The sequence below is a fragment of the Bradyrhizobium sp. genome, assembly GCF_019242285.1.
GTDB lineage: Bacteria > Pseudomonadota > Alphaproteobacteria > Rhizobiales > Xanthobacteraceae > Bradyrhizobium.
In genome coordinates, this window is sequence record NZ_JAFAVV010000848.1 from 1 (window position 1) to 11547 (window position 11547).

The window sequence follows — 11547 nt, forward strand, 5'->3', positions numbered from 1 at the left end:
GCCCGTGTTCGGCTCGGTGACGCCGAAGCAGGATTTCTCCTTGCCCTCGACCATCGGCGGCAGCATGCGGGCGCGCTGCTCGTCGGTGCCGAACACGATTACCGGGTTGAGGCCAAAGATGTTCATGTGAATGGCAGATGCACCCGACATCCCGGCGCCGGACTCCGAAACCGTGCGCATGATGATCGCAGCCTCGGTGACGCCGAGGCCGGCGCCGCCGAATTTCTCCGGCACGCAAATGCCGAGCCAGCCGGCATCCGCCATGGCGCGATGGAAGTCATGCGGGAATTCACCGTCGTCGTCACGCGCCAGCCAGTATTCATCATCGAAGCGCGTGACGACCGCACGCACGCCGTCGCGGATCGCGGCGTGATCTTCCGGGACGTCAAGTTGGTTGGAAAACGATCTATCCATTCGAGCTCCCCTCTCCCACGGAAGCTAGCGTCCGTCGCGCGGCGACCAGATGCGGCATGTCGTACATCTTGCCGTCGATGCCGACCGTGCCGACATCCGGCTGCGCTGCAAATGCCGCGACAACGCGGCGTGCATGCTCGAGATCGGCGACCGACGGCGTAAAGCAGGCATTGATGGTTGCGATCTGATCCGGATGGATGGCGATCCGGCCGACAAAGCCGTCCCGCCGCGCGATCCTGCAGGTTTCCGCCAGCCCCTTGTCATCCCTGAAATCGACGTAGAGCGTTTCGAGCGCCGCAGCACCGGCGGCGCCGGCGGCAAACAGGCACTGCGCGCGGGCGACCTGATAGGGAAAGGTCCAGCTGCCGTCAGCCTCGCGCGGAGTGAGGGCCCCGAGCGCCGCGCTCAAGTCTTCGCCGCCCCAGGTCATGGCCACCAGCCGCGGGTTCCTCCGCGCATAACCGGAAAGGCCGATCATGGCGGCGGGCGTCTCCGTCGCAACGGTCAAGAGCCTGACATGACCGGGAGGCACGCCGGCGGCAATCTCGAGCGCGTCGACATAATTTGCAATGAGATCGACGTCCTCGATGCCGTTGACCTTCGGAAGCAGAAGGCCATCCAGACCCGGACGAACCACGGCCGCCAGATCCTCGAGCGTCAGACCCGTGTCAAGCGGATTGATCCTGACCAGGAACGACCAGTTTCTTGCACCACCCGGCAGCAATTCCCTGACAGCGCCGCGCGCAAACGCCTTGCGCGAGGTCGCAACGGAATCCTCCAAATCGAGGATCAGCGCGTCGGCGCCGATTCCATTGGCCTTGGCGAATTTTCTTTCGCTATCGGCCGGCACGAACAACAGCGAGCGCAGTTTCATTTGGGCTGCCTCATCATCAAGCCGTTCCTGCGACAATAGACCACTTCCTCGTCGCGCTGGTTGAACCCGCGATGCTCGAAGGTCACGATGCCCTGGGTGGGGCGCGACCTGCTTTCGCGGATGGCGACCACCTTGGTCTCCGCACGCAAGGTGTCACCGGCAAAGACGGGGCGCGGAAATTTCGTCTCCTCCATCCCCAGATTGCCGACCGTCGTGCCCAGCGTCGTGTCCTGCACCGAGAGCCCGATGACCAGGCCCAGCGTGAAGATCGAGTTCATCAGCGGCTTTCCGAACTCGGTTCCTCGCGCATATTCGTGATCGATATGGACCGCTGCGGGATTGTAGGTCAGCGACGAGAACAGGATGTTGTCCATGTCCGTCACCGTGCGCCGGATCTCGTGCTTGAAGGTCTGTCCGACCGAAAATTGCTCGTAATACAGCCCCGCCATTGGCTCGCCTCTTTGTCGATGTCGCAGGGTGAACTGCCGGCCCGTCCAGACATGATATGCCTGTCTATCGCGGTTTTTCTACCGTATTGTCAGATCGTAAACAAGCGTACCAGTTGTGAGGAGGCGCAACGCGGATCGGCCAACGACGCAGGCAGCGACGGCGCGCCGGTTCCGCTGAACAACTCATGCGCGCTCACGGTCGGCGGGGTCCTATCCGTTCGGTGGAATCTCACCCCGGGACTTCCAGCACAGAGATCAGCGCCTTGCGTTATTAATACACTAGCGTACCTATTCTGCAAATCCGCGGATCCGTGGACCGTGAACGGGGCGGGTTGATGCACTTCCGTAGCCTTCCCTTTAAAGTACGCTGGTGCATGGTATCGGTTGAACTCGGCCGCGACCGGCCGTGCAGGGAAACATCGATGGTTGATCAGCCCGATTGGGATCTTCGACTCGGCTATCTCATCCATGACGTGTCGCGGCTCAGGAGGATGATGTTCGATCGCGCGCTGGCGCCGCTCCGGATCACCCGCTCGCAATGGTGGGTGCTCGCGTTCATCTCGCGCAAGGACGGGCTGCCGCAGACCCAGCTCGCCAATGAACTTGACGTCGGAAAGGTCGCCGTCGGAGCGCTCATCGACCGGCTGGAGTCCTCCGGCTTCGTGATACGCCAGGCCGATCCGGTCGACCGGCGGGTCAAGCGCGTCTACGTCACAAAGCAGGCTCGCGGCTTCCTGGAGAAGCTCAGGAAGGAGACCGACAAGTTCAACGCCAGGATCGTCAATGGAATCGACCGGAAGCAGCTGGAGGCCGCTTCGGATGCGCTTCTCGCCATGAAACGCAACCTGCTCGCCATGTCGGACGGTGCGCCGGCCAACAATGTTGAGGACGAGGTGGATGTGCAGCCTTCCAAGACCCGAAAGCGGCGACGGGCGGCGTGACGTTCCTGGTCGCCCGATTGCGATTCGCCCGACGTCGCGGGTCGAGGCCAGGTTGCGAAATCTGCATGCGGACCGAGTCAATTCCGCGTTGGCGCATTGCGACATATCGTCGGGCGAGTAGTGCTGGTCCCGCGCCTGGCGGTCTGTCCTGTCGCGCCGAGCCGCAATCGTCCCCAGGTTCTGGCGATCGACCTTACTCGGAACATTTCGGGCAGTGCACCGAGGACCATGACATCCCTGGGGATCCTATGGGCTGCAGCTACGCCCGAAAATGGTGTTTCGCCGACTATCATGGCAGCTTGAGCCGAACCGTCAGGGCGGATGCCAATCCTAACGCTGCTCCGACACCCGCAACGCAGGCGAGCCATCCGAAATGGTCGAACAATTGGCCAAGCACCGCGCTGCCGACCAGGCCACCAAAGAAATAACAAGCAAGGTAGCTGCCGCTGGCAACCCCGCGGTTTGTTCGCGCCGCCCGCCCGACAAAGCCGGTGGCGCAGGCTTGCGCAAAGAAGGTGCCCACCCCGACCAGTACCATCCCGGCGAGCACGTCCGCAAGGTGCGATGAGAGCATCAGTGGCAGCCCGAGTGCCGCGATCGCAAGACCGCCCCAAAGCGACAGTCGCATCCCCAACCTGTCGACCACCTTGCCGGCCAGCAGCGTGGTGACGATCGAGGGGAGGAATACGAAATAGACAAAGCCCACCCCCATCATGCCGAGCGACAGCGGAGCACGGACGAGAACGAAGTTCACATAGGTGAAGGTTCCGATGAAGGCAAAGAGGATGCAGAACCCGACGCCAAAAGCGGCGCGCAGGGCCGGATCTCGCCAATGTTCCACCATGGCCGAAAGCGGTGATTGCGATGGGCCGGTTGAACGCATCGGCTGGACACGCTTGATGGTGAAATAGACCAGCAACGCCCCTGCGACATTGAGCAAGGCAAAGAAATAGAAATTCGTCGCCAGGCCGAGATTGTCGGCTACGGTCGCCGAGATGAGACGCCCTATCAAATTGCTTGCGACGTTTCCGGTGATGTAGGCGGCGAAGGCGCCTCCGGCATCCATCGCGCTGCACTGCTCGCCCAGATAAGCGAGCGTGAGCGTAAAGGCCGAAGCCATGCACAGTCCCTGCAGAATACGAAGAATCGTGAAGACGGCAAGATTTGGCGCGATCAAAAGCAGGCTTGTCGGGATCGCGAGCAAAAGCAGGCTTGCCAGAATGCCTTGCCTGCGATCGATGTGCGGGCTGAACAAGCCGATCATCAGTCCGGCGATGGCCATGCCGATCGTGCTGGCGTTCACGGCAAAGCCCATCGCTCCGGGCGTTACCCCGTAGTGCCGCGTCAAGGATGGCAGGATGGCCTGAGTTGCAAAAAGATCGACAACCGTCAAGAACGCGGTCAAGCCGATCACCACCGACCGCAGCACCGCGCCGGGTGAATGACCGTGCGCTTGCATGGCTTCCATCGTCGCTTCCGCCGGCATATCGGTCATGGCAGCAAGTCCTATGATCCCGAATGGGGGATGTGACGCCCGGGCGTGCGGGGCTGGACACGGAGCTCCCGGCCGTCACATCCGTAACGAGGCGTTGGGTCGAGCGCTCGTTACATGTTGTGGTCGGTCGGGTCCTTGCGGACGTCGCCGACATAGAGAATGACGGTTTCCTTGCCGAGGTTCTTCCACCAATGCGAGGTACCGTAGACCTCCTGTCGCAGATCACCCGCCTTGTGCACGATGGGGTCGACGCAGTTGCTGGCGTATTCCACGATTTCGCCCTGCTGGACAAAAATCAGCGCTGGCCGATCGTCGTGGCTGTGCCAGGGCACGATGCCACCGGGCTCAATTGTCAGTTTGCGGAAGCGCAGCTCGCGGCCCTCGATATGCGCTGGCTGCTTGCCGAGGTCGATGGCGCCGAGCGTGACGTCGGTGACGCCGACCGGCTTGTAATCGACCATCGGGCGGGCGTTGGGTTTCACCTTGTCCGCGGGACATTCGCCGGCGAGTGCAGCGGAAGCTGTCGCGAGCGAGATGGCAATGGCGCCGGTCGCTCCGAGAGCCTGCCAGATCTTGCGCGTGGTTACGAGTTCATTGAACATGTCGTTATCTCCTTGCTTTGATGTCGCGGTCCCGGAAACTGGCCGGCTGGTGTCATCAGCATCGCGCAAACTCTTGGCCTCGGGAAATGCCGGTTGGCTGTTGAGTCGATAGCGGCGGGCTATGCGAATTCAGGAATGGCCGAGCATGTGCTTGATGTCGGAAGCGAAGGTCGGATAGGCGTAGATGTGCTCGCGAAGCTCGCTCGCGCGGATGCCGAACTTCATTGCCAGCCCAAAGATATTGACAAGCTCGTGACCGGCGTGGCCGACAAAGTGGGCGCCGAGAATCCGGTCGCTTCCACGATCGATGATGATCTTCGACCAGGCGACGGTTTCGGCGTAGGTCCGCGCCGAAAACCAGTCGCGCATGTCGTTGACATGGGTTTCGACCGACAGGCCCTTCGTTTTCGCAGCGGCCTCGGTCAGGCCTACAGTGGCAAGCGCGGGAACTGTATAGACCGCGGTTGCGATGCTGGCATAGTCGGGACTGTGCTTCGGTCCATCGACGATATTGCGGCCGACGAGATCGCCTTCATAAGTTGCAATGGGCGACAGCTGGGGCGACGTCGGAACGGCATCGCCGCAGATATGGACGCGCGAATTGGAGGTCGAGCGCAGATGGCCATCGGCGGCGATTCGGCCATTGTCGTGATCCACTTGGCCAGCGGCGAGGCCGAGCGCATTGACGTCGGCGATGCGACCGGCGCCATTGACCACCCAATCCGCTTCGGCCCCCTTTTCGATACCCTCGTGAATAAAGACAACGCGGAACCGTCCGCCGGTTGTCTCGATCCGCTCGATCTTTACACCTGTCCTGATCTGTAGCCCGATCCGCTCGCTCTCGGCCTGCAGCGCGGCGACCGCGCCGGTATCCATCGCGGGCAAGAGTTGCGGCAGCGCCTCCAAAATCGTGACTGAACTGCCAGCGCGCGCGTACACATGGCCGAACTCCAGCGAGATGACGCCACCCCCGATAAAGACCACCGATTTCGGACGCCTGCTTTCCTTCAGCATGTCTTCGGAGGTGACCATGTACTCGGCACCAGCAATCGGCAGCGGTCGCGGCTTTGATCCCGTGGCGATCACGATGTGGCCGGCTTGAAGGGTGCGATCACCCACCCGAACCGTGTCCAGCCCCGCAAAAGCGCCGTATCCCCGGACGACCTCAACGTTGCGGCGTGCCATGGCGCGCGCCAGATTTTCCGGGATGTCCTTGATCATGTCCTTTTCGCGGGCGATCAGTGCAGTCCAGTCCAGTTTCGCCTCGCCGATGTCGATCTGATGCTGCCAAGCCACATCGATGTCGTGAAGTGCTTGTCCGGCAGCAACCAGCACCTTCTTTGGCGTACAGCCACGATTGGGACATGTGCCACCGAGATCGCGCGCTTCGATCATCGCAACCGACAGTCCCGCACGCCGGGCCGGACCGGTCACGCCGATACCGGCATTGCCGCCGCCGATGATGACAACGTCAAATTTTTCTGCGCTCATCGAGCTCTCCACTCGTCGGCGGTTGCGAACTGCCAGGCGATCATTTGGTGGTGATGGTAGAGGTGATCGATTTTACGACCATCGTGGCCATGCTGAATTGCGCATTACGATCCCTGATGTTGTGACGCCGTGCAATCCAATCGAAATCCGTCCAAACAGCCCAGACATCGCCATTGTCGTCCTGCGTCAGCAGCAGGCGGACTGGCCAATCCAACCCCGCATTGGGGTTCGACGTGATGAATAGCGTGCCTAGCGGTGGATTGCCGAACACGAGCAGGGTAGACGGCCGCAGCTTGATGCCGGCATCCGCCGCAAGCTTCGATTGATCGATCTCATCGAAGAATTTGATGCCCTTTGCTGCGATATCCGCCTTGATGCGGATGATTGCCTCGGCCATCGGAACGGCGCTCTTGACTCGGACGATGCCGTTGTCGCGGTCGATCCTGGCATCGATCGGCGCCGCTGACGCCCAAAGAAGCACGAGGATGAGAAACGTAGCAATTTTACCAAGTCGCAATACGTTGTAGCGGGACATGGACAGCTCCTGTCGGTGGCCAGTTTTCCGCGGCAGGATGGCCGCTCGAGCTTCCAAAATAAAATGCGGCCTGGCTCTGATATCGATAGCCCAATGCTATCGCGCTTCGTGCAATGTTCCTGGCCGAGACAAGACGCCCCTTGTGGGCAGCCGATACAGGGAACTACAATCTGAAGCCCAACTTGCCGGAGCAAGGGATGACATCGCTTTCGCCCGTCGACGCCGAGCGGCTCAAGCTCGCCTTTCAGCGATGCCGGGAGATGGAAGGCACGCTGAACGAGCAGCTCAAGGCCTATGCGGCGGCAGGCCGGGAGATCTTTCCGGCCTATGGCGAAGCCGTCGACCGTCTCGTCATCAGGGTCAACGAAAATGGCGGCGGGGAAAACGCGCCGCGTCCCGGCGAGCCGATGCCTCCTTTCGTACTACCCGACGAGAGCGGCCGACTGGTCGCCTTGGCGTCACTGATCGAACGGGGCCCGGTCGCCGCGATGTTTTTCCGTGGCCACTGGTGCCCTTACTGCCGGCTCAATGTCAGGGCCGTAATCAAGGCCCATGACCGCATCAAGGCCTTGGGCGCTGATATCGTCGCCATCATGCCTGAGACGCAGGAATATGCGGCACGATTTAAGACTGAAGCCGACGCTCCGTTCCCAGTGCTGACTGACCTCGACAACGGATATGCGCTGTCACTTAATCTGGCGATCTGGCTCGGCGTGGAAATTGAACGACTGCTGTCCTACCTCGACATGGCGAGCTTTCACGGCAATGACGGTTGGGTATTGCCGATTCCCGCGACATTCGTCATAGGCCGCGACGGCATAGTCAAAGCGCGCTTTGTCGATCCCGACTTCCGGCACCGCATGGCGATCGAGGATCTGCTCGCCGCACTGAAGGATGCAAGCTAACCTCGGCGAGGCAGCGCGAGCACGCGTGCGGATTCTCACGCGGCCCGACTCTGGTCCAGAAATTGCCGCCAATCCGCGCCGCGCAGCATGCGCATCACGGCGGACGCGACTGCTGTGCGTTCGCGGCCGGCGACTCCATAGAGATTGACCGTCCGACGAGCATCTAGCCCATCGACAGCCGCTCGTTTCAGCGTCTGCGGTATCGGCGAGGTGTCGGGGAGAATGGCGACGCCGATGTCGGCCTCGAGCAGCGCGATAAGGTCCCGCTCGCTCGAGATTTCGTGGCAATGATCCATCTCGACGCCGTGCTCGCGCAATGAGGCGTTCAGGCGAGAGGCAAGTTCGCAATAGGCGCGTGACAACAACTGCTCCGATCTCAAGTCGTCAATCTCGACACGGCCACGTCCCGCGAGTCTATGGAGTGCGCTGGTGACGAGCTGAAAGTCCTCGGTAAAAAGCGGCCAGGTATCCAGTCGATCCCAACTCGGGTCGATCTCGGCAGCAATTCCAAGCTCCGCCTCACCTGTCTTGAGGAGTTCGCCGACCTCGCGGCTGTTGCCGCGAAGAAAGCGAAATTCCAATCGGTTGAACTGTCGCTTGATCTGGTCGAGGAAGGGGATGAGCAGCGACAGGTCGATCGAATGGGTGAGCGCGATCCTCAGCGCGCCGATTTCGCCGCTCTTGAAGGAGGAGGCCAAAGAGCGAGCCCCGACCGCAGCCTCGTAGCATTGCTTCAGGAGGGGGTGCATGCGCTGTCCGAGCTCGGTAAGTCCGGCCGGCCGCTCCCGTCTGAAGAGGTCTCCGCCCAGCTCAGCCTCCAATTGCTTGATCGCCCGTGTCAGCGACGGCTGCGTCACATTGCATTCGTCGGCAGCGCGCGTGAAGTTGAGCGTCCGCGCGACTGCAAGGAAATACCGCACCTGGTGCATTTCCATGATCGAACTCTCCCCCTGATGCGCCTGGCAATCCAGCCGATCGGGAGCTGGATCATATCAGGACCGCCATAACGCGCCATAGCGCGCACCTATGGTTTTGGAAGCCAAAGGGTATTTCCGTCAATCCAACTGGTGATGCAGATTTCCGAGCCGTCGGCTACAGAAGAGGGTTCGGAAGATGAATATCCAGATCAAATCGCATGCCGCTGGCGATACAGGCTCGCTCGCCGGCAAGGTGGCGCTGGTGACCGGCTCAACCAGCGGCATCGGTCTAGGCATCGCCCGCACACTTGCCGGAGCAGGTGCGAGTGTGGTTCTGAACGGCTTTGGAGCCGCGGACGAGATCGCGAGGACGAGGGACGCGATCGAGACCGATTACGGCGTCAAGGCCGTCTATTCAGCGGCCGATATGACCTCGCCCGACGCCATCGCCGAGATGATCGCTGCGACGCTGGAAGACCTCGGCCGGCTCGACATCCTCGTCAACAATGCCGGCGTTCAGCATGTTGCGCCGCTCGACCAGTTTCCGGTCGCGAAGTGGGACCAGATTCTGGCAATCAATCTGTCAGCCGCATTCCACACGACGCGGCTTGCACTGCCCGCGATGCGCAAACAGAAGTTCGGGCGCATCATCAATGTCGCTTCCGCGCACGCCTTGGTCGCTTCGCCCTTCAAGGCGGCCTATGTCGCCGCCAAACACGGCATCGTCGGGCTGACGAAGGTGGCCGCGCTCGAGACCGCCGAAGAAGGGATTACGTGCAACGCCATCTGCCCGGGCTACGTCTATACGCCACTTGTCGAAGCCCAGATTGATGGCCAGGCCAAAGCACACCGCATCTCCCGCGACCAGGTGATCCGTGACGTGCTGCTGGCCCAGCAGCCGAACAAGCGTTTCGCGACAGTCGAGGAGATCGGCACGCTGGCAGTGTTCCTGGCAGGTCAAGCTGCAGCGTCGATCACCGGAATTGCCCTTCCGGTCGATGGAGGCTGGACGGCACATTGAAGCAGAGCCCGTGTAACAAGACCGAAGGCCTTGCGAAACTTAAGCGGGGGCGAACGAGTAGGAGCAGGATATGCACGACAAGACGTCAACGCTGAAATCGATGGCCAAGGATCTTCCGGGCCAGGTGGTGCTGGTCCTGCAGGGCGGAGGCGCGCTGGGCTCGTACCAGGCCGGCGTCTATCAGGCTTTGCACGAGGCAGGGATCGAACCTGACTGGATCATCGGCACATCGATCGGTGCCATCAATGCAAGCATCCTTACCGGAAATCCCGTCGAGAACAGGCTGTCGCGCCTCAGGGAGTTCTGGAAACGGATGGAGCAAAATCCGGCCTGGAATATTCGCACGGCCTTTCCCGGCTTCAATGACCGACTGTCATATTGGGCGACCATTACGCACGGAATAGCCGGCTTCTTTCGGCCAAACGCTTTGGCACACGCCGGCGACACCTATCCGCTGGGTGCCGAGAGGGCCGGCTATTATTTGACCGCTCCACTCGAGCAAACGCTGACCGAACTCGTTGATGTCGACTTGCTCAATAGCTGCACCCCACGCCTGACGGTCGGCGCCGCTCACGTGCGCACCAGCCAGATGCGCTATTTCGATAGCCGCGATGGCGAACTCACCATCAGGCACATTATGGCGTCCGGTGCGCTGCCGCCGGCCTTTCCCGCCGTTCGCATCGACGGCGAGCTCTATTGGGATGGCGGCATTCTCTCCAACACGCCGACAGAAGTCGTGTTCGACGATAATCCGCGCAAAAACTCGCTGATCTTCGCCGTTCATTTGTGGAATCCGGCAGGCCTCGAGCCGACAACGATGGCCGAGGTGCTGAACCGGCACAAGGACGTGCAATATTCCAGTCGGATCATGAGCCATATCGCACGTCAGCAACAGGCGCATCGGCTGCGCCACATCATCAACGAGCTCGCCAGACGACTGCCCGAGAGTGAGCGCGACAATCCGGAGGTGCGTGAAATGGCCGGTTACGGCTGCCAAACACGCATGCACGTCGTGCGTCTGCTGGCACCGCAGCTCGATCGCGAAACCCATACCAAGGACATCGACTTCAGCCCGCGCGGCATCATGCAGCGCTGGGAGGCGGGCTACTCTCACACCAGGGCGGTCCTCGAACACGCGCCGTGGGTCGGGGAATTCGATCCACTCTCAGGCGTGATCCTGCACGAGCAGATGGAGCTGATGCCGGTGGCGGCGGAGTGAGAGGCGCCCGGAGGCGGGATTTTGCGGAATTGTCGGTTTCAATCGTCAGACCCGGCATCCTCCGCGGAGAGGTTCCTGACCGCCAGAGGGGCCTCGCCCAGCCATGACGATCTCATCGCCACGTGCACGAGGGCGCCGACGGCACGCGAATACGGCCTTCCTTTCACCGTCGTCAGACTTACTTCCCGCCAGAATTCCGGATTGACCAGCGGTCTTGCAACAACGTCCGGATTCGAGATCGAATATTTCGGGAAGAAGCCGAATCCGAAGCCGCTTGCGATCATGGCCAGCACCCAATCGTCCCGGTCGCTGCGATAGACGGTTTCGCAGTCGACGCCACGGGCGTCGAACACGCTGTCGACGACGTCGTTGAACTCACAGAAGGAACGCTGCACGTATCTTTCGCCGGCGAGATCCGATATCTCGATCTGATCATGCGACACGAGGCGGTGCGTGGACGGAAGCACTATCATCATCTGCTCGCGAAATAACGGCAAATAATTCAGGCGGGAGTCGGGCGCGCGGTCGGGGCGACAGTAGATCGCAATCTCGGCCGCCGAGGTGACAAGTTGTTCTTCGACAGACTGGGCCGTGCCATCGATCAGCTCCAGCTTGACGTCGGGGCGCGAACTACGAAACCGGGCGAAAAGCTGAATCAGCAGCGCCGGCGCTATCGTGCACATG

The 11547-nt window shown here is 61.3% G+C and carries 13 protein-coding genes; 4 read left to right on the forward strand and 9 right to left on the reverse strand.

The window, feature by feature from the left end; translation table 11 throughout:
* The 3 genes from JOY90_RS34975 to JOY90_RS34985 all read right to left on the reverse strand — a co-directional run.
* A partial coding sequence (locus JOY90_RS34975) for an acyl-CoA dehydrogenase family protein (RefSeq protein WP_291695648.1) occupies window positions 1-414 on the reverse strand: 414 nt, incomplete at its 3' end.
* Window positions 407-1288 carry a CoA ester lyase gene (locus JOY90_RS34980; protein WP_291695649.1) on the reverse strand — a complete coding sequence of 294 codons (882 nt, stop codon included), beginning with the start codon at window positions 1286-1288 and terminating at the stop codon, window positions 407-409. The genes JOY90_RS34980 and JOY90_RS34975, both read right to left, overlap by 8 nt.
* Window positions 1285-1737 (reverse strand): MaoC family dehydratase, encoded by a 453-nt coding sequence (locus JOY90_RS34985; protein ID WP_291695650.1) that lies wholly within the window; start codon window positions 1735-1737, stop codon window positions 1285-1287. The genes JOY90_RS34980 and JOY90_RS34985 overlap by 4 nt, the downstream gene beginning before the upstream one ends.
* A 422-nt stretch (window positions 1738-2159) precedes the next feature.
* On the opposite strand from JOY90_RS34985, the gene JOY90_RS34990 reads away from it, so the two are divergent.
* Window positions 2160-2678 carry a MarR family winged helix-turn-helix transcriptional regulator gene (locus tag JOY90_RS34990; RefSeq protein WP_291695651.1) on the forward strand — a complete coding sequence of 173 codons (519 nt, stop codon included), beginning with the start codon at window positions 2160-2162 and terminating at the stop codon, window positions 2676-2678.
* 289 nt (window positions 2679-2967) lie between these two features.
* Here JOY90_RS34990 and JOY90_RS34995 read toward each other — a convergent pair whose 3' ends face one another.
* The 4 genes from JOY90_RS34995 to JOY90_RS35010 form a co-directional block, all read right to left on the reverse strand.
* Window positions 2968-4173, reverse strand: a complete 1206-nt coding sequence (locus tag JOY90_RS34995; protein ID WP_291695652.1) for an MFS transporter — start codon at window positions 4171-4173, stop codon at window positions 2968-2970.
* A 110-nt stretch (window positions 4174-4283) separates the two neighbouring features.
* Window positions 4284-4775 carry a cupin domain-containing protein gene (locus JOY90_RS35000; protein ID WP_291695653.1) on the reverse strand — a complete coding sequence of 164 codons (492 nt, stop codon included), beginning with the start codon at window positions 4773-4775 and terminating at the stop codon, window positions 4284-4286.
* 129 nt (window positions 4776-4904) lie between these two features.
* The gene (locus tag JOY90_RS35005; protein WP_291695654.1) at window positions 4905-6266 is read right to left on the reverse strand and encodes an NAD(P)/FAD-dependent oxidoreductase; all 1362 of its coding nucleotides are present in this window, start codon (window positions 6264-6266) and stop codon (window positions 4905-4907) included.
* Between the two features lie 40 nt (window positions 6267-6306).
* Complete coding sequence (locus tag JOY90_RS35010; RefSeq protein ID WP_291695655.1) at window positions 6307-6801, reverse strand: DUF302 domain-containing protein; 495 nt, start codon at window positions 6799-6801, stop codon at window positions 6307-6309.
* Between the two features lie 197 nt (window positions 6802-6998).
* On the opposite strand from JOY90_RS35010, the gene JOY90_RS35015 reads away from it, so the two are divergent.
* Window positions 6999-7706, forward strand: a complete 708-nt coding sequence (locus JOY90_RS35015) for a peroxiredoxin-like family protein (RefSeq protein WP_291695660.1) — start codon at window positions 6999-7001, stop codon at window positions 7704-7706.
* 35 nt (window positions 7707-7741) lie between these two features.
* Here the strand turns inward: JOY90_RS35015 and JOY90_RS35020 are convergent, their stop codons facing one another.
* The gene (locus JOY90_RS35020) at window positions 7742-8641 is read right to left on the reverse strand and encodes a LysR family transcriptional regulator (RefSeq protein ID WP_291695656.1); all 900 of its coding nucleotides are present in this window, start codon (window positions 8639-8641) and stop codon (window positions 7742-7744) included.
* A gap of 178 nt (window positions 8642-8819) precedes the next feature.
* Between JOY90_RS35020 and JOY90_RS35025 the strand changes: the two genes are divergently transcribed.
* Both JOY90_RS35025 and JOY90_RS35030 read left to right on the forward strand, forming a co-directional pair.
* Window positions 8820-9644, forward strand: coding sequence for a 3-hydroxybutyrate dehydrogenase (locus JOY90_RS35025; RefSeq protein ID WP_291695657.1), 825 nt, complete (start codon window positions 8820-8822; stop codon window positions 9642-9644).
* Between the two features lie 70 nt (window positions 9645-9714).
* A complete protein-coding gene (locus JOY90_RS35030) occupies window positions 9715-10863 on the forward strand; it encodes a patatin-like phospholipase family protein (protein ID WP_291695658.1) in 1149 nt (382 codons plus the stop codon).
* Between the two features lie 38 nt (window positions 10864-10901).
* Here JOY90_RS35030 and JOY90_RS35035 read toward each other — a convergent pair.
* Window positions 10902-11547, reverse strand: a 646-nt coding sequence (locus tag JOY90_RS35035) for a LysR family transcriptional regulator substrate-binding protein (RefSeq protein WP_291695659.1), incomplete at its 5' end; no start/stop codon positions are given.